The 18,960-nt window shown below is 36.8% G+C and carries 17 protein-coding genes and 3 pseudogenes; 15 read left to right on the forward strand and 5 right to left on the reverse strand.

Features of this window, described 5'->3' with window-relative positions; translation table 11 throughout:
• Positions 1-3: 3 nt before the first annotated feature.
• Positions 4-297 carry a hypothetical protein gene (locus tag J7E63_RS24770; RefSeq protein ID WP_215017425.1) on the reverse strand — a complete coding sequence of 98 codons (294 nt, stop codon included), beginning with the start codon at positions 295-297 and terminating at the stop codon, positions 4-6.
• 382 nt (positions 298-679) lie between these two features.
• Here J7E63_RS24770 and J7E63_RS24775 point away from each other — a divergent pair, with 382 nt between their 5' ends.
• The 10 genes from J7E63_RS24775 (at position 680) to J7E63_RS24815 (ending at position 10,313) form a co-directional block, all read left to right on the forward strand.
• Positions 680-1,561 (forward strand): PhzF family phenazine biosynthesis protein, encoded by an 882-nt coding sequence (locus tag J7E63_RS24775; RefSeq protein WP_215017427.1) that lies wholly within the window; start codon positions 680-682, stop codon positions 1,559-1,561.
• 431 nt (positions 1,562-1,992) lie between these two features.
• Complete coding sequence (locus tag J7E63_RS24780) at positions 1,993-2,418, forward strand: hypothetical protein (RefSeq protein ID WP_215017429.1); 426 nt, start codon at positions 1,993-1,995, stop codon at positions 2,416-2,418.
• A 275-nt stretch (positions 2,419-2,693) separates the two neighbouring features.
• Positions 2,694-3,713: a hypothetical protein gene (locus J7E63_RS24785; protein WP_215017431.1), complete on the forward strand. Its 1,020-nt coding sequence runs from the start codon at positions 2,694-2,696 to the stop codon at positions 3,711-3,713.
• A 248-nt stretch (positions 3,714-3,961) separates the two neighbouring features.
• Positions 3,962-4,144 (forward strand): LysM peptidoglycan-binding domain-containing protein, encoded by a 183-nt coding sequence (locus tag J7E63_RS29835; RefSeq protein WP_251033746.1) that lies wholly within the window; start codon positions 3,962-3,964, stop codon positions 4,142-4,144.
• Positions 4,105-4,527 carry a DUF5050 domain-containing protein gene (locus J7E63_RS30630; RefSeq protein WP_374193797.1) on the forward strand — a complete coding sequence of 141 codons (423 nt, stop codon included), beginning with the start codon at positions 4,105-4,107 and terminating at the stop codon, positions 4,525-4,527. The genes J7E63_RS29835 and J7E63_RS30630 overlap by 40 nt, the downstream gene beginning before the upstream one ends.
• A gap of 441 nt (positions 4,528-4,968) precedes the next feature.
• Entirely contained in the window at positions 4,969-6,516 is a 1,548-nt protein-coding gene (locus J7E63_RS24795) for a spore germination protein (protein ID WP_215017432.1), read from the forward strand.
• A 4-nt stretch (positions 6,517-6,520) separates the two neighbouring features.
• Positions 6,521-7,621 carry a GerAB/ArcD/ProY family transporter gene (locus J7E63_RS24800; protein ID WP_215017434.1) on the forward strand — a complete coding sequence of 367 codons (1,101 nt, stop codon included), beginning with the start codon at positions 6,521-6,523 and terminating at the stop codon, positions 7,619-7,621.
• A complete protein-coding gene (locus tag J7E63_RS24805; RefSeq protein ID WP_215017436.1) occupies positions 7,618-8,721 on the forward strand; it encodes a Ger(x)C family spore germination protein in 1,104 nt (367 codons plus the stop codon). Before J7E63_RS24800 ends, J7E63_RS24805 begins: the two co-directional genes overlap by 4 nt.
• Before the next feature lie 260 nt (positions 8,722-8,981).
• A complete protein-coding gene (locus tag J7E63_RS24810; RefSeq protein WP_215017438.1) occupies positions 8,982-9,233 on the forward strand; it encodes a hypothetical protein in 252 nt (83 codons plus the stop codon).
• Between the two features lie 198 nt (positions 9,234-9,431).
• Entirely contained in the window at positions 9,432-10,313 is an 882-nt protein-coding gene (locus J7E63_RS24815) for an aminoglycoside 6-adenylyltransferase (protein WP_215017440.1), read from the forward strand.
• Positions 10,314-11,280: 967 nt separating this feature from the next.
• On the opposite strand, the gene phaC is transcribed toward J7E63_RS24815, so the two are convergent.
• On the reverse strand, positions 11,281-12,324 hold the full coding sequence (gene phaC, locus J7E63_RS24820; RefSeq protein ID WP_374193798.1) for a class III poly(R)-hydroxyalkanoic acid synthase subunit PhaC: 1,044 nt from the start codon (positions 12,322-12,324) through the stop codon (positions 11,281-11,283).
• A 113-nt stretch (positions 12,325-12,437) separates the two neighbouring features.
• Here phaC and J7E63_RS24825 point away from each other — a divergent pair.
• Positions 12,438-12,743, forward strand: a pseudogene (locus J7E63_RS24825) (SDR family oxidoreductase); the annotation flags it as partial.
• On the opposite strand, the pseudogene J7E63_RS24830 reads toward J7E63_RS24825, so the two are convergent.
• Together J7E63_RS24830 and J7E63_RS24835 are read right to left on the reverse strand one after the other, a co-directional pair.
• Positions 12,730-13,173: pseudogene (locus J7E63_RS24830) on the reverse strand (SDR family NAD(P)-dependent oxidoreductase); the annotation flags it as partial. The pseudogenes J7E63_RS24825 and J7E63_RS24830 sit on opposite strands and share 14 nt — an antisense overlap.
• A gap of 48 nt (positions 13,174-13,221) precedes the next feature.
• Positions 13,222-13,830, reverse strand: coding sequence for a hypothetical protein (locus J7E63_RS24835; RefSeq protein ID WP_215017448.1), 609 nt, complete (start codon positions 13,828-13,830; stop codon positions 13,222-13,224).
• Positions 13,831-14,012: 182 nt separating this feature from the next.
• On the opposite strand from J7E63_RS24835, the gene J7E63_RS24840 reads away from it, so the two are divergent.
• The 3 genes and pseudogenes from J7E63_RS24840 to J7E63_RS24850 form a co-directional block, all read left to right on the forward strand.
• The gene (locus J7E63_RS24840) at positions 14,013-14,525 is read left to right on the forward strand and encodes a hypothetical protein (RefSeq protein WP_215017450.1); all 513 of its coding nucleotides are present in this window, start codon (positions 14,013-14,015) and stop codon (positions 14,523-14,525) included.
• Positions 14,526-14,826: 301 nt separating this feature from the next.
• Entirely contained in the window at positions 14,827-16,014 is a 1,188-nt protein-coding gene (locus J7E63_RS24845; protein ID WP_215017452.1) for an acetyl-CoA C-acetyltransferase, read from the forward strand.
• A gap of 1,160 nt (positions 16,015-17,174) precedes the next feature.
• A pseudogene (locus J7E63_RS24850) lies at positions 17,175-17,366 on the forward strand (group II intron reverse transcriptase/maturase); the annotation flags it as partial.
• A 69-nt stretch (positions 17,367-17,435) separates the two neighbouring features.
• On the opposite strand, the gene J7E63_RS29840 reads toward J7E63_RS24850, so the two are convergent.
• Complete coding sequence (locus J7E63_RS29840; RefSeq protein WP_251033747.1) at positions 17,436-17,810, reverse strand: thermonuclease family protein; 375 nt, start codon at positions 17,808-17,810, stop codon at positions 17,436-17,438.
• 422 nt (positions 17,811-18,232) lie between these two features.
• Here J7E63_RS29840 and J7E63_RS30765 point away from each other — a divergent pair, with 422 nt between their 5' ends.
• Entirely contained in the window at positions 18,233-18,457 is a 225-nt protein-coding gene (locus J7E63_RS30765; RefSeq protein ID WP_483861489.1) for a YesK family protein, read from the forward strand.
• Positions 18,458-18,960: the final 503 nt, after the last annotated feature.

Genomic DNA, 18,960 nt, shown 5'->3' on the forward strand with positions numbered 1-18,960 from the left:
CAACTATCTTGACAAACACCGTAATCCGGTTTGGTTTACCAGATATCCAAATACATTTTTTGCTGTGCTTCGGATCATCACGCTCAAAGCAAAGTTGTTAAACACTCGTGCATAGCAGCGGATTATTAACGTATCATTTTCTTTAAACAGATGATAATAGACGGTTTCTTTCTGTATTTTCGAAAAACAGTGGATAAATAGATATTCATCTGTTGGTTCCATTCCTTTTATCAAAAGTTCTTTTTGAACTAATCGTTTTATTTCCGCGATTTGTTTCTCTGATAAATTTATTCTCATACCAGCTTCACCATCTTATTTTTTGATCTGCATTCAATCTATTTTCATTATACGAAAGTGCGAGTTCGCCTGCCACAAAACGGAAGCGATACCTATTTTCATTGTTGAATTGTTTAAACATCAATTTCATTGCGATGCTGACCCTATCGGTGAATTCTATTTCAATAAACGACTCTTTTATTACATAGGGATTTATTATAAAAAAGCCCTTAAATACAAAATTTATGCAAAACTTGTAACTAAGGGACTATTCTTAAGGCAGCTTTTCTTGTTTCACTACCGGGAGGTTAGTTGAACAATATCGTAATGTTTTTTACTTAACTTAATATGAAATAAATGGTATGTTATATAAAATATTACAAAAATAGATAGGGAGAGAACTATGGGGAAAATAAATTATTCAATTGTTGATGTTTTTTCACAAGGTAAATATACAGGGAATCAACTTGCTGTTTTTAAAAATGCTGGAAACATTTCTGATAGTGAGATGCAACAAATAGCTAAGGAAATTAATTATTCAGAGACTACTTTTATCTTATCTGACAAAGAAAAAGCTGGCGGTTACGACGTTCGTATCTTTACACCTAACGAAGAAGTTCCTTTTGCTGGGCATCCAACTATAGGGACTGCATATATCATTCAAAGCGAAGTATTAAACGAACCATCCGAAAAGCTTATATTAAATTTTAAAGGTGGGCAGATTCCCGTCTCGTTCGATAATCAAGAAGAAATACTATGGATGAAACAAAATAAACCATCTTTTGGGCGGATTTTAGATACAAGGAAGATTTCTGATGTTTTAAATATAGATAAAGAATACATAGATGATAGATTTCCTATCCAAGAGGTTTCAACTGGACTTCCAGTGATTGTTGTACCTTTAAAATCTTTAGAAGCAGTTAAAAAAGTAAGCGTAAATAAAGAAAAATATTTTGAGTTAATTGAGAATACTGATGCAAAAGCAATTATGGTTTTTTCTCCTGAAACGTATAATTCTGAAAATAATTTAAATGTTCGAGACTTTGCAGATTATTATGGTATTCCTGAAGATGCAGCTACTGGGAGTGCTAATGGATGTTTAGCTTCTTACTTAGTTAAATATCGATATTTTGAAACAAATGAAATAAATATTAGTGTAGAACAGGGATATGAAATTAAAAGACCATCCTTATTGTTTTTAAAAGCAAGTGAAGATAACGGGGAAATTACCGTATATGTAGGAGGAAAAGTAGAAAAAATTGCTAAGGGTGAATGGTTTCTATAAATCTTCCTTCTTCAACTAACGGATGCAAGAGTTTAACACCAGGCTACCATTTTCGTGGCGTTTTAAAAAGGCTGGATGGAACAACCACCTCAAGCTGATGACAGAGGAGAACTAACAAATTCCAAAAAGTAACACTCAATTACTAATGGTAATGTGTTCTGTGAAAAATAACCTGTTGATTAGACTCCTTATATACTTTTTCCCTTATTCAACAAACGGGTTCGTTGATCCAGGAAGGATTAACGCTTCTTTTTGTTGGACTTTATTGAAGTAACGGGTGAGGTTAGTTGAACATTAAATTGGTTCATTAATGTCGCTTTTGAAACAAATTGCGAAACAACTTGGTTTGGAGATATGGGTTATTGGTTGTTGTGGATAATATTAATTGAAGATGCGAAATCTATCTGTAAAAAAATATGGGAGTAAGCATCATGAAGAAAATGATTGTTCTTCTTACGATTTTATTAATGTTTGTCACAGGCAGCTTAGCAAATGCTGAAGCTCCAGAGCCCAAAAATAATAAAGAAGCACAAGACTGGTATGTTACATCAGAAGATATTATTAGAGATATTATGTTTCCATCTATTGATAAAAGGATAATGAAAGAATATCCAGGTAATGACTCTGCTACTTTTGGCTGGCAAGCACGAAGAATTGTTGGCATAAATTACAATTGGGACCACTCTTATGATGTTTCCGTGGCGATTCTAATTCCTAAGAATAGCAATAGCCCATTGGAATATGCAGAGGACTTGGTTAAAGTAAGAATATCTCCATCCTGTGATAGTCCTAAAATTGGATGTAAACATGGTTTTAAGGTAGAAGTATTAGAGTATAAACATAAATCATCAGGATAAGTTAACGGGAAAAGGTGTTGCCTTTAATTGGTAGCAGCTTATTTAGAATCAACCTTGTTCAACTAATGATGGGCGTTAATTGAAGATTCAGCTGCCTTCCTGGGCAGCTTTTCTTATTGAGCTAAAGAGGTGCTTAATTGAAAAAGGACGGAAATCCTTAACTATCTTAACATTAAAAATATGTTAACTATTAAATACCTAGAAGGTATCCGCTCCCTTTGTAAAGAATTAGATTTAGATAAGATCAAATTTTTTTCAATTGGGAGTGGTTCACTATGTTAGCTTTAGCTCTACAAGGCATTGGGGGAATGAACTCATTTGCGGCTGGGGTACTCCAAACGCTTCGAAAAGAGGGGGTTAAGCCAGATTTGATTTCAGCTACCAGCGGTGCCATATTGTCAGCATATTATTTTTTGCAAAAAGACACTAATGCTATTGAAAAACATTATGATGAGTATTTTAAATCCGAAGAAAATGGAATCCCAACTTTGTTCAAATTCATGCAATACGCATACTTGGGCGTTCCTAACAAATTTTCTCCTAATTACCTCAACATTATTGAAAGATTGTCTGACAATTGGCCTTTCTTGAGATCGGAGGATTGGATCAACTTCTGCTTCCCTAACAAAATTTACAAATCTGAATTTCCTCAAAAATTTTTTGATGATATCGCCAATTGTTTTTCCACCAATGAGGAAGTGGGAATTATTATGAATGCCTATAATGTTAATAACGATCAGGCAGTTTTGTATGTGAACGAACGTGCTTGGGATACAATGGAATTAACTAAGAGGGGAAATTTTGAGGTCAAACCAATAACTCCGGATGGTGTGAGAGCATGTTTGCAGCTGCTTCAATATGGAGACTTTAAAGGGGAGTATGATGGAGCTTATCAATATAATCCGGTTTTGTCTCCGTTGGTAGTAGCCGACGAGATTATTTTGGTGACAGTAGCGCCACTAGGCAAATCTCTGGACCAAATCGATAACTTCTTTGATATCGAAGACTTTAAATTGAAGATGTTATTTAAAAATGCCCTTTATGCAGAGCTAAATGATATTTCTCGGATCAATAAACTTATTGAATACGGAAATAAGCTGGTTCGACCAGAATCAGAAAATAAACCGTATAAAGAGTACAAATCGATTAAAGTGCAAACAATTCAGCCTACAATTCATCGTGGATTATTTGAATATTTTGTGGAAACCCGTGAATTTTACGAGGATGGTGTGTCTCAAGCGAAAAAGTTTATTGATGATAGTCTAAATAAGCAGATACAGATTGAACGCGGATAAATCCCTCGTATCAATGTTTTAAAGGGTGATTACTTTTGTATGTGGTAGATGTATTTATCAATAATTTTACTCATTGATTATGTTTGTGAAATAGTGTACTTAAACTATTGGGGGCTAAAGTTAAACAAGGGGGGTGCTGCGGCATCTCCTTTTATTATTGAGCTAACGGAAGAAAAATCAATTAGGCACTTTTTCTTTTACAGAATAATACGATAAATAATGTAATCTGTCTTAAGGAGGGAGCAATAATGAACAGAAACCTTAATCTTAGTTATGTTGTTCAACCAGGTGATAATTTATATTCAATAGCATTGAAGTTCAATACTTCTGTGGAAAGTATTGTTATCTTAAATCATCTCGTAAGTCCGACAATATATATTGGCCAAATGCTATTCAAAATGTATCAGATGGCCAAAAACCATACAAAGTAAAAATTGACGGAACGGAAAGAACAAAACTAAATGATACAAGTGCCTACTATTTTCAAATAGATGGCTATTGGATTTATTTCAGAAATCCAGCAGATGAAAATAGAATTTATAAGATGACTTTGGATGGATCAAACAAAATCAAATTAAGCGATGTTCCTACTTCAACCTTCAACGTGTCCAATGGTTGGATATACTATACCACTGTAGATGTACCTGGCGGTGATCTCTACAAAATGAAGCTTGATGGAACAGGTATAACTTTTTTAAATGAACATTTTGTAACGAACATAAACATTTTCGACGATTGGATTTATTACACAAGAACAGAGAAAATGGTATATAGAATAAAAACAGATGGGACACAAAAGCAAACTCTATATTAGTGCTTTCACCTCCCAATAATCTTAATTGACAGATTATCGTAAGATGTTGTTTAACTAACAGGTGCAAGAGTTACAGTTTGGAGTTGTCTCCGTGATATATCCCTCTAGTGTAGACACGGGAAAAAAAGCCGATACTGTCTACCATTGTAGGGGTGTTTTTATGCCGAAATAAGGAAGAAAATTTAATCCAATATATAGTTTTGAAGAGAGAGTTAAATAGTATATAAGCCTTTTCTTTCTCTCTTATTAGACAAACCATGCTTCTAATTGATAGTTAAAATAAAACCAATAGATGTTCTGTTTGCGGTCTAAAATAGTAGACTTGTCAACTGCTCACTGTTGTTCTTGAATGATGAATCAGGGGAAGGTTTAGAATATTTTTCCTTAGACAATGCATACTATAAACATAATTTAAAGCAAATGCAGAAAGGGCAGGAGTTGATGTCATATTTTCTGAAGTTTTTAAGAGAAAAGCGCTCTTCTCGGTTCCATCAAACAAGCAATAATTCTAATCTTCAGAAAAAAAATATGGAAGATGATGTCCTGAACTCTGATTTATCCCAAAATACAGAGAATCTCCAACTGCTATTTTCTCAAGCACCGGATTTAGTGATTCGTCGCTTTCCCATCGCAGCGAGAAAAACGGAGGCCGCTTTGGTGTACTTGCCCGGATTGACGGATAAAGAGGCGATCCATAATAATGTTCTAAAGCCATTGATGCATAGCTCCTTCGATCCTAATAAGGAACTGCCAATCACAATAGGAAAGATCGAAATAGTCTATACGTGGGGGCAGATCGAAAATGCGATTCTAGGAGGAGATAGCGTTTTATTGTTAAACGGGCAAATCACCGGGTATCAATTAGATACAAAAGGGTGGCCGCAAAGACAGCCTAATAATCCTCAAAATGAAATATCTCTAAAAGGTGCTAATCAAGGATTTTTGGAAACAGGGAGCCAAAATATTGCCCTAATCCGCAGGTATATTCCCCATCAGGAATTAATTTTAAAAGAGATGACCGTCGGTATTCGAGGGAAAACAAAGGTTTCCCTTTTATATTTGAGAGATGTTGCTTCTGAAGACGTGCTAAGAGAACTGGAAACACGGATTCAAAATATTTCAGTGGACGCTATCATTAATACCGGTGAACTTATCGAGTTCATTGAAGACAATCCTTATTCACCCTTTCCGCAAATTATGTTGACTGAAAGACCTGATACAGCGGCATCCCAAATTCTTCAGGGGAGATTTGTGATTATTATGGATCGTTCTCCGAGCGTATTGATTGCTCCGACAAACTTTATCTCCTTTTTTCAGGCTGTGGATGATTACGGTTCCCGTTGGTTAGTTTCTTCCTTTATCCGGGTAATGCGTTTTTTTGCCTTTATGATTGCCTTATTTTTGCCCGCCACTTACGTTGCATTTATTTCTTACAATTTTGAGGTTATCCCTATGGAACTTTTGCTTACGATTGCGGAATCAAGGATACAAGTTCCTCTTCCACCCGTGATGGAAGCTGTGATTATGGAAATGACCCTGGAATTGATGAGGGAAGCTGCCTTAAGGCTGCCGACTCCAATCGGTCAGACCATTGGCATTGTAGGCGGCATTATTATTGGTCAGGCGGCTGTTCAAGTGGGAATTGTCAGCAACATTATGATTATAGTCGTTGCAATTACAGCCATCGCTTCCTATAACATCCCTAATTATGATATGAGTTCGTCCATTAGACTGTTAAGATTTCCTATGATGTTATCCGCTGCCATGTTTGGAATTGTAGGGATTGTGATCGGATGGATGACCATAGTTGGTCACCTGACTAGTCTTGAATCATTGGGAACACCCTATGGAACTCCTCTAGCTCCTTTCCGATTCGCCGATATGAAGGATGCGTTTCTGCGCTTTCCTTTATGGGGAATGAAAAGTCGTCCTAAAGGCACAGGAGCTATTCCAACTATTCGACAAGGGCGAAATCGCACTAAAAGGTGAAACGATGAAAAAATATGCCTATAATGAAATCACTCTCATGCAGTATATTTTTTTGATAAATGGAACACAGGTCGGGACAGGCGTACTATCTCTCCCGCGCATACTTGCGGAAAAAGCAGGAACCGACGGGTGGATCGCTATCCTGATTGGCTGGTTTTTCTCTGTCGCTGCCAGCATTTTTTTGGTTAAAACGTGCGAAAAATATCCTGATGAAACCCTTATCGAAATTCTTATCCGTTTATTCGGAAAAATTGTGGGAAAAGCAGTCGTCATCGTTTACATGGGGTACTTTGCTTTTTACGCATGGACCATTTTTGTGAACGGCAGTCTATATATCAAGGCATGGTTCCTGCCTAAAACCCCTAATTATATCATTTTACTGTTATTTTCGATTCCTACTTTTTTTGTAGCCCGTAACGGGGTTCGCGTTTTAGCAAGATACTCCGAGCTGTCTTTTTACATGGTCATTTGGATTCCTTTGTTTTTCCTGATACCGCTAAGAGACGGAAATTGGCTGCACTTTCTTCCGGTGCTTAAAGAAGGGTGGAGACCAGTATTATCCGCTGTGCCGACCACTGTTTTTTCCTTTTTGGGATTTGAAGTCGCGTTCTTCCTGTACCCCTTCTTGCAAAAAAAGCAGCATGCGGTTCTCGGTATCACGATTGCGAACACCTTAACGATGTTGTTTTATGTACTTGTGACGATTGCCTGCTTTACCTATTTTAGCCCCGATGGGATTATCGAATTTAATCAACCCGTCCTGAATTTGCTTAAACTAATTGAATTTCGTTTTTTGGAGCGTTTTGACATGGTTTTATTGGCTGTTTATCTGATTGTTGTTTCCACAGCCTGGATACCTTGTGTATTCATTACTGCCTTTTGTTCTAGTCAATTGCTGGGAAAACAGGATCACAGCCAGCACGTCATCATTTTATTATTGGTCATTATTGGATTGGTCTTTTGGCGCGATCCTACTTGGATCGAATCGGAAAAGTGGCAGCAAATGGTTGCCAAAGGAGGACTGCAATTGGCATTCGTAGCTCCTCCCTTTTTATGGGTCTATAGCTGGATATATGAAAAGTTCCGTCGGAGGGTAAGCCATTGAAAAGGAAGACACTACTTTGCCTATCGCTCTTGTCTATGATGATGACCGGATGCGTGGACCAAATAAATGTTGAAGATGTCACTCTGTCACTTATCCTAGGTTTAGACTTGGATGAGGATGACCATTTAGTGGTGTACATGTCAAGTCCGGTGTTTAATAAAGAAGCAAAGGTAAAAGAGGAGAAAGTCGAAGTGAAAGCTGTTACGATTCGCGATTCTAGGGAACTGTTTGATACGACGGTAATGGCTTTGACATCAGGAAGCAAAACGCAATTAATCCTAATTGGGAAAAAGCTGCTAAAACGAAAAAATTGGATTGATTATATCGATCCCTTTTACCGGGACCCCAAAAATACGGTAACCACAAGAGTTGTCGCCGTAGATGGGCCTGTTTCTGACGTCATTTTTTTTAGGCCAAAAGACAAGCCGCGTCTACCTTTGTATTTGGCAAATTTAGTGGATACGGCATACAGAAGAAATGTCACTGTAAAAACCACCATTCAAGAATTTCATGAGCAAACGACGGAAAAAGGGATGACAGCAAGCATCACCGAAATGAAAAAAGACCACAAAATCATGTTGACCGGCACGGCTCTGCTGGATGAACAGAGCAGATATAAGTTAAGCATAAAACCGCATGAAAACAAATTATTACGCATCCTGCAGCATAAAACAAAAGGTGATTTCCCATTTACCATTTCAGTCCCTTTGGAATCGAATGGACAGGATAAACATTGGATCAGCTTTAGTACGCCGAACATCAAGGTAAAAACAAAGGTTAGGTATGACGGTCATTTTATTTATGACACAGACGTAAAAATGAGAATTTTCATTACAGAACGGCTTTTTCCATTCAATGTAAGGAAGGACACAGCGAAACTGCAAAAGAGTATAGAAACGAAACTGCAAGCAGATTTCGAGCGCTTAATAAAGAAAACGCAAACCGCCGCCATTGACCCGTTTGGATTTGGGATTTATGCAAGAGCCTATACGTATCCAGAGTGGAAAAAAGTCCAAAATCAATGGGGGAAAGCCTTTTCGAAGGCTGATGTAAACGTCAAGGTACGTGTAACCATTGGCGGGATGGGAACGATTAAGTAACACGGGCCAATGATGTTCTACCATGAAAATAAGTTTCTTCAAGATAAGAAAAATGACAAAACTTAAAAAGACCCTGCTCAATCTTTAAAAAAAAGAGGAGTGCGATAATTAATAAGTCTATGGATTAGGGTTGACTGGATTAAGGTCAGTAACAGTATTGACACTTCCTAACCATTTTCAATCTCTATGGTGCAACACTGATTTTGTGCTGCATGGATGGCTAACGGGTGCATTTCTTCAAGATGGAGAAATGCTCTTTTTTGTTAAAGAACAAATTTATCATCACTAATTTTACCGATTTTGGTAATGTTGAAGTAGAGAATTACATTAGGGGTGACGAAGTTATGGGGATTTTTCTTTCAATATTTTACGGCTTTGTTGGTTTAATTGTTCTATTTGTTATTATTGCATATTCCGTTAGTATTGGTATTGATAATTCTAAACAAGTTAAGGCTTTAAGGTCCGAACTAAAAGAAATAAAAAATCAACTTAAAGAATTTAGTGGAAAATAAGAAATAATAATTTACTTACTCCAGTAATGGGTGCTTTACTTCAAGAAGGGTAAAGCCTTTTTCTTATTCAAGTAACGCACCCTTAAAGAACAAATGTATTGTAAATTTAAAGGAAAAACCATTATTTATATAGAAAGAATTAATTATGAATCTTTAAACGCAACAAATAGATGGAGATTCTTACGAGGTGAATAGTAATTGAGAACCGAAAAAGAAATGTATGATTTGATATTAGGCATAGCACAAAAGGACGAACGTATTCGAGCTGTTTATATGAACGGTTCAAGAACTAATCCCAATGCTCCAAAGGATATTTTTCAGGATTACGATATTGTTTATGTAGTGACGGAAACAGCCTCTTTCATAAGAGATGAAAAATGGATAAGTATTTTTGGAGATTTACTTATGATTCAAGAACCTGATAAAAATGATAAATCTGTTGGTAGGGATTTGGATTTTGACAGATCCTATGGATATTTAATGCTCTTTACAGATGGGAATCGTATAGACCTTCATCTCGAAACAAAAGAAGTTATGATTGAGGGATATATCAAGGATAAACTTACAACTCCTTTATTAGATAAGGACCATATACTTCCACCCATCCCTACTCCCTCAGATATTGATTATTGGGTAAAAAAGCCAATAGAACCAGTCTTTTTTAGTTGCTGCAATGACTTTTGGTGGTGTCTACAAAACGTTGGAAAAGGAATATGGCGTGATGAATTACCATATGCAAAACAAATGTTTGAATATGTAATAAGGGTTAGATTAGATGAAATGGTTTCTTGGTGGGTCGGCATAAAACACGACTTCCAAGTTTCGACGGGGAAGATGGGTAAGTATTTCAAAAAGTACCTTCCTGAATCTTATTGGGAAATGTACAAAAAAACTTATTCTGATAATAACTATGAAAATTTTTGGAGCTCTATATTTGTCACTTGTGAATTGTTTCGAACATTAGCAAAAGATGTAGCTGAATATTTATTGTTCACATATCCAATTGATGATGATAAAAAAATGACGGAATTCCTAAAACACGTTAAACAATTACCGGTTGATGCACAAGGTACTTATTAAAAATATGTGTTCAGATTTCTCCTTAGAATTCGAGTCTTATTCTTCAACTAACAGGGGCTTTAGTGTAATAAAGGGTTGCTGCGGCAGCCTTTTTCTCTTGTTCCACTAACTAGGCAGATTAGCAAGAAGGTTTTCCGAGTTGAATTGGAGAATAGTTGATAATGTAATATAAATAAGGAATGATGAGGATGAATTCAAATGAGCAAGATTTTCACTCCATTAAACGTATGTTTGCTACTACTTGGTATTACGATTGGTTTTTCGTTTTCTTCTTATTCAGAAACCTCTAATTTAATAACGAATTGATAACGAGGAAGTGAACTAGTTACCTATGGTTCACTACTTACCCTTTGTTTATATATAAACAAAGGGTAAGTAGTGAATATAGAAAGACGATTTATTTATCACTCTAAATAACACCATCTACACATTGGTCAAGTGTTGCAGGATATTTCTTTCCTATTGCTATGGCAGGTGGAGATTGTTTGGGTGCTGCTGGTTTTGGAGTTGTCTCTTGTTTTGGTTGAGTAGTTGCTGGTGCTGGAGATGCACTAGGAAACGCATAACCTTCTAAGTCAATTGTGTTTGGTGATAGGTTAGATACACATTGTGAATTTGAATTGTTTTGTTTGATTAGTGCAATAAGTTCATTAATGTTTTTAGCCGATTGAGCAAGGGGAGTCGGATCATGAAGTAAATAAACACAGTCAGCCCTTCTAAAATGGCCGCCTAATCGGTAGCAAGAGTTTGTAGTGAATTCAGAGATCTATGTTGCTATTACAAAGACGATGAGCCGAAAGACCTCTAGTTTTTTTCGTTTAAGAAACATTTTGCAATCAACAGCTTACTGGCTTACTGACTACATAAAAAAAACGTCCAAGAGATTCCTCTTGGACTTTCGGCGTAAACAGAAGAAGGAACTAATTTCTGTACTCCACTAATTAGTTTACAAATCCTAAAATCTTTGTTAATCTGACCGTTGTTCCAGCCAATCTCCTATTGTTGGATAAGTGACTTTTGATGCTTTAGAGCCAAATGCTACAGATACGTGTCCGGTTGGAAGAGAAATATACGTTTTATCCTTGCTGGATATTACGTCCATTAACGCTTCCACCTGGTGCGGCTGGGCAATATGGTCTCTTTCAGCAGACAGGTTGAGTACATTAGCGGTGATGCTGCTTAAGTTGACCTTGCGCCCGCGAATTTCGAGTGCACCTTTAATCAGCTTATTTTGCTGGTAAAAATCCCGGACCCACTGACGGAAGGCTTCACCTGGGAATGCAATCCCGTCGCCTACCCATTTTTGCATGAGTTTCCAGCTTTTAATAAATTCTTCGTTGTTAGCGCGATCCACCAGACTAACATACGGTCCGTAAAAGTTGGTCATTGGCTTTAACATTTTGTTTCCAAAATCGATCATTTCGGGTGGAATAACACCCAATGTATCGACAACCTTGTCGATGTCAAAATACCGCTTATCAAGGAAAGAACCAAATAAGCCTGTGTCTTCAAAATCAAATGGGCTTGTCATAAATATGGCATTGCGAATCGGCAATTCAGGATGAAGAGCAGTAAAAATGGAAGTCATAGTGCCGCCCATGCAGTAACCTAGGATTGAGACTTCATCCGCCTGGGATGTCCGCAATACTTTACGAACTGCACGAGGAATGTAGTCCATAATGTAATCATCCAGTTTCATATTTCTGTCTTCCTTGCCAGGTGTACCCCAGTCAAGAAGATACACATCAAAACCGCGGTTAACCAGATATTCAACCAAACTGAATCCTCTTGTTAAATCTAGGATATACGGTTTATTAATTAATGCATAAACCATTAGAAGTGGAATTTTATGTTTTTTTGGCTGATCGGATGTGTAGCGGTATAATGTCGCTTTGTTTTTTGTCCAAATGACTTTTTTTGGTGTTGGCCCTACTTCTGGTTCGGCATCCTTCGTTAATACTTCAGCTGCTCTTTTTATTTTTGCATAATAATTTTGGTATTGCTCCGGCATAGCTGCAGAAATCTGTTCTTCTATAGTTGGGATTCTCATGATTCCTCACACCTTTCAAAGTAATGCGAATCGAATGGTGTATCCTAACGATAGGGAATGATCTCGCTACATGCCAGGCTGGCGGCTTTGGGCAGACCAATTATGCTGCAGCAAAAGCTGGAATGATTGGTTACACAAAATCTCTTGCTCTGGAGCTTGCAAAAAGCGGTGTAACGGTTAATGCGATAGCCCCGGGATTTATAGACACAGAGATGGTTAAAGCCATTCCGGAAAATATTCGCGAATCAATAGTCGCTAAGGTTCCGCAACGCCGATTTGGTCAGCCAGATGAAATCGCAAAAGGAGTTATTTACCTATGTAAAGATGGTGATTATATCACTGGGCAGCAGTTAAATATTAACGGCGGGCTGTATCGATAATAGACGATATGTTGATGATGCGGCCCGCATCTGATTCAAGCAGATGCTGCAAAGCAAAAGAGGTTGTATTGTAAACGCTGTTTAAATTCACGTCAATAACTGTTCTCCAGTCTTCTTCACTAAGTTTTTTGAAGGACTTGTCTCTTGTGATCCCTGCATTATTAACAAGGATATCTAGTCTGCCAAAATGATTAACGGTTTCTCTTATTAATTTTTCAGCATCCGATAATTTTGAAACGTCTGCTTGCACGGCATAAGCTTCGCTGCCGATTTCGTTTATTTCTGCGACCACCTTTTCTGCCAGCTCATTGCGGCTGTTATAGTTGATGACTACTTTTACACCGTTCCTTGCTAATTCCATGGAAATCGCTGCACCGATTCCTCTGCTCCCACCAGTGACAATCGCAACTTTGTTATTTAAATCTGCCATTTACACCAACCCCTTTATATAAGTTGTTGTATTAAATGTTGAAGAATTTTACAGGCTGTTTTGCTCATCCTTGTTACTTGCTGCTCTTTTGTTATTGGCAGCTACTTTGTTCTTTGCTGTTCTCCTGTTTTTTGCAGCCGCGGTGATCTTTGTCACTTCTTTGTTATTAGCAGCCGTGGTAATCTTTGCTGCTTCCTTGTTATCCTCAGCGGCGTTGACCTCTGCAGCTTCGTTGATATCTGCAGCTTTTTTATTATTTACTTCGATTAGAGAATTTACTTGAGTAATGATTTGGTTAAGTTTAGCATCTAGACTTTTTAGTTCTTTTCCAAAATCTTTAATTTCAGTTCGCAGTTCTCCTTGGTTTAGTTGTTTAGCTCTCGTTTCTTCCCAAAGCTCTTCTAAGTCATCAACTTTTGTATCCACATTGACGATAAGGGACGAGATTTTTGCAATGTCCGTACGGGTTGGGACATTCATCTGCTCAAAATAACGTTCGGTTGTTTCATTTAACATTTTTTGGAACATAAGATTCATATCCAAGATCTGCCCCATGGCCTGTGATGGAAATTGTTCTTTCATTTTTTCATCGATTAAGGTACTGGACTGGTTAAAATAGTTTTTCCACATTTCAAACATGTCTAAGTTTTGAGTCATTTATTGGTCGCCTCCACTATTTCCAATTTTGCTAACACTTATGGTACCCAATAAATTTTAAATAAAGATAGGGTAAAGATATGAAGAAAAAGTAAATACTTTAAATAATAATTATTTGACAAATTTCTCACATAGGTGTAATTTACATATAGTGTTATTTATTATTGAGGAGGTATTTTATAATGGAAGTAAACAATGAGTTCGTTTCTAATTTTGGTGAATCACTAGTAAACATTTGGACAAACAGTTTGGACAAGGTGTCCGCTTCTCAAAAAGAAGTAGAAAATCTTTTACTTCAAGCATTTACAACTCAAAAAGAATCATTGGAGAAAATTACTGGTGAACTTGGCTTAATCCAAGAACAACAGAAAAAATTAATTACAGAAGTTCGCGATTACGTAAAGCAAAATGTTGAAACAGTTTATGGTGAACAAACAAGCCAGTCTTTCGAAAAGTGGAATGCTCAACTGGATGAAATTAACAACCGCGTTCAACAGTTAACTTCTACTCCAAATAAAGAAAGCTTAAATTTATTAAATCAGTCACAAGAGCAGTTCCAACAATCGATTAAAAATAGTATCGAACAGCAAAAAAAGATTCGTGAAGAGGCTTTAAATCAATTTAAATCTGCACAAAAAGGATTTATGGATTTATTTGAATCAAACACAAAAATGGCATTTAATTTGTTTAAGTAGAACAGCGATTTCGCTGTTCTTTTTTCTATATACAATTTTCTATATACAATTTATATCCTACCACTAAAGGACAATCTGTAACGAAAAGGATCTCCTAAAAAGCTTATCTAATGTTTTTCCCCACAACCACAGTATTTTCCAAATACCAACAACTTTTAGTCTGCCTTTTGCATATTTCGTTTAGGATATCAATTGGAAAGAAAAAATTTCAAGTTACCTATATTCTTAATTCCTTTTAAAAATGATTTAACAGTTATTTTATATGATTAAAAATAAATGACTTTTAAAGGAGAGACTTAACATGAATCAAACAGAAGTGGTTATCATCAGTGCTGTAAGAACAGCAATTGGAAGCTTTAGTGGAAGTTTAAAAAGTGTTCCGGCAACAACACTAGGTGGAATAGTTATCAAAGGAGCCATTGAAAAAGCTGGGATCAATGTTACTCAAGTGGATGAAGTCATTATGGGGAATGTCTTACAAGCAGGACTTGGGCAAAACCCAGCAAGACAAGCTGCCATTGCTGCTGGTTTGCCTCATGAGGTATCCGCGCTAACGATTAATAAGGTATGTGGTTCAGGACTGAAAGCAGTTCATCTAGCAACACAAGCTATTCTTTCAGGGGACGCAGAAGTGGTTGTTGCCGGAGGAATGGAAAATATGAGCCAGTCTCCTTTCTTGCTTAGAGGGGCTCGCGATGGATTCAAGTTGGGAGATCAGAAATTGGTGGACAGCATGATTCACGATGGACTATGGTGTGCCTTCAATAATTATCATATGGGTATTACAGCTGAAAACCTTTCTGCAAAATATGAAATTTCTCGTGAAGAACAAGATGAATTCTCTTCATGGAGCCAGCAAAAGGCTCAAGCTGCGATTGAATCGAATCGCTTTGCAGATGAAATTGTTCCTGTTGAAGTGCCGGGCCGTAAAGGACAAGTAACAGTATTCGCCGAAGACGAATTTCCTCGTGCTGGAACAACTGCAGAAGGGTTGGGAAAGCTTCGCCCAGCCTTTAACAAAGAAGGATCTGTCACAGCTGGAAATGCTTCTGGAATAAACGATGGGGCAGCAGCATTTGTCATCATGAGTCGTAAAAAAGCAGATGAATTAGGAATTAAACCGTTAGTTACAGTAAAAGCAAATGCAGGTGGTGGCGTGGATCCAAGCATTATGGGAATTGGCCCGGTTACAGCTGTAATAAAGGTTCTAAAAAAGGCTTCTTTAACATTACAAGAAATGGATTTAATTGAAGCGAACGAAGCTTTTGCCGCTCAATCAATTGCAGTGGATCGTGAACTTCACTTTGATAAAGAAAAATTAAATGTAAATGGCGGCGCAATTGCGTTAGGTCATCCAATTGGTGCCAGTGGAGCACGCATTTTAGTTACTCTCATTCACGAAATGCTAAAACGTGATAGCCGCATGGGATTAGCAACACTTTGTATTGGCGGAGGCCAAGGAGTAGCCACCATTGTGGAACGAAATTAAAATATAATTCAACAATTTGATTTTTTTTCAATGCTGGCCTCCTAATATCCCTATTTCTATTTTTATATGCCTTAAAGAGCAAACGCTAATATTGTTTAAGAGGCATGACCTTCACACCAGACGCACTGATTTTTAATTTTCTTGCAGTAACCGATGAGTGGTTTATCTAAGAATATAATAAATAAAAATTCAGATATCAATGACATTACTGTAACGAAGGATGGTCAAATGACTTCCATCTCGGTGTAGTATGGAACTATCCTTTGAAATATGAGAATATTAAACTTTATTTGTTTTGAAATTGTAAATAATTAAAGTTAATAAAACTCATTTGAAGTTGATGTGGCGGGGATTAATTTATTCTAGCATTCAGGAATAAAATCATATAAGACAAGTTCAGTCTTCAAAACTGCTTGAGAACTGCGTGCCAGGTCGGTGGGTTCGATTCCCACGCAGTCCCGCCAATTTCATCAACAATGCATAACTTTATAGGAATGGAAACTTGCTTAAAAGCAATTACAACTGATTAATCGAAACTCGGAATGAAAACCGTCATGTTGAGTTGAAACGAGTTATGTGATACTCCTACATGCAAAGAACGGTAGTAGCCTGAATTTGTATGAAGCTAGGTAAAGTCGGCTGAAATGAGCCTAAGTTCTTACACAGAATATGGTTTATGATAGGTCGGGATGCTACAAAATATCTAAGGTGAGAATGTCCAGTAGGACTGACGAACTTGCGAATGTACGGGTCTAGATTTTTAATACGCTCGAAAGACGTATACTGTAAACGCAGTGTCAACCACCGAAAAGTACGATTAGTACATAGGAACCTCGGTATATCTAACAAATGAAGATATAGAATTGGCAGGCTCAAAGTAAGCACCTACGGATATATGTAAAGCTAGGTTAATCGGAACGTTGTAAGTAAGAAACATCCATTATTAAATACTACTATCAGGATGGTGTCTATAAGATAAGTAAATATCGAAGTGACTTTATTCTTGCGAAAGTAGGGACATAGTACCGTTGAAGCGTGTAACGACCGTGGAGGGATGGTCCCAAGTCTTATTCTTTGAAGAAAAATCAATTTAAATGAAACTCACAGGGTCGAGTAAGATGATGGGACTTTTCGTCAATAAAAGGAGAAACAATCCATCGGTGAGTACTGCCTTACGACATGCAGAATATTACGGTATGCAAGACATATTTGACGACCTTTACGAACGAAGTAAAAACAACACTACAAAAGGTCTAAGATTATATGAATATATCATATCGAGAGAAAATATCTTATTAGCCTTTCGAAACATCAAAGCGAATACAGGTTCAAAAACAGCGGGAACTGATGGGAATTTATCAAATTATCCTCTTTTTGAACTTCATTTTTAACAGCAACATTCTCTTCTTTCTTTTCCTCAGTTACAGCTGATTTGTCTTCTTGTTGTACTGTAGTTGGTTCGGGTTTGTTTGCTGAATACATCCCACATAGTTTTTCTTAGTGATTTCCATTGCGGTGATAATGGTTTGCTCATACTCGTAGGTGCCATAATCATAGAAATCTTCCACAAATCCTGCTTTTGTAATTTCTTCTTGTTGTAATTTATCCCCGACCCATACCCATGCTAATAGGCGGTCGTATTTATCATATAGGTCAGCTCCGTCTGTTTCTAATGTTATTTTCCCTTGTTTTAAAAATGAACAGGTGTAATCACTTCCTTCCTTACCAAAAGGTTCTTTCTGGGTAGTGTATTCTGGAGTGCCAATATATAGGAATCGGGTCTTATACCTTTCCATTGATGTTGAAATCAGCCGTATCTCCATCAATACATTGAACAAGTGTCGCAGGATATTTCTGTCCCAATACTAGGGCAGGTACAGTTTGTTTTGGTGCTGCTGGTTTTGGTTGAGTAGTTGCTGGTGTTGCAGCTACAGGTGGGCTAGGAAACGTATAGCCTTCTAAGTCAATTGTGTTTGGTGATAAATTAGATACACACTGAGAATTTGAATTGTTTTGTTTGATAAGTGAAATAAGTTCATTGATGTTTTTAGCTGATTGAGCAAGGGGAGTCGGATCAATTTAGGGCTCTTTTTATTTTATATATAATCCTATGTTCTTTTACCAAAAAATTTTAGTAAGATAAAGGAAGTGAATCAAAAAAATGATTGAATAAAGGGAGTAATCTTATGTTTCAAATTGTATTATTATTTATTTCAATCTGGGGGTATGGAAGTTTGTTAAATATATAAGAAATAGGAATAAGATTATTTCAGCCCCCTATGTATTAATATTTTTAGGGTTTGCCACTATCTTAGTTAGCATGTACTATCCAGGTGGTTTTGAGGGAATGGCAATAGCTGCTATAGGGCTATTAATTGGGATAGTGGGTCTACTTTGGGTGTTAGGATATACAAAAGTTAAAAAAGTTAAAAATAGCAAATAAACTTTTAGAGCCTTTCAGGGGCTCTTTTTAATTTGAGGAGGTAAGATACACTCCTTTTATTTAGGTAAGGTAGTATTAAAATTTTATTAGTATGGGGTTTAATAAACATTTTCCAAATATAAAGAAAAAGGTCAAAAATTCATTCGACAATTTTTTTACTGGTATTTAAGAAAAAATCTATTCTTAATAAGAATAGCGGTAATGTTAATCAAACGATTGATTAACAAGTGAAAAGAGGAAAAAGGGTCGAAGAATGTAAGATTACTAGGTTTTTATACTAATTTTTGAAGATTAAGAAAAAAATCCATACCACGGCAACAATCTTTTCACATGCTAGGATGGAAAAGTCCTTTATAAACAAGGGTCCATTTGAAATCTAAACAAACGTTTGATTAAGAAGAGAAAAGTAGAAATGAGTCGAAAATGCAAGCTTGCCAGTTTTAATACTGTTTTATGAAGATTAAGAAGAAAATCCCAATCCGCAGCGACAATCCCGTGTACCG

The organism is Bacillus sp. ISL-75, assembly GCF_018613095.1.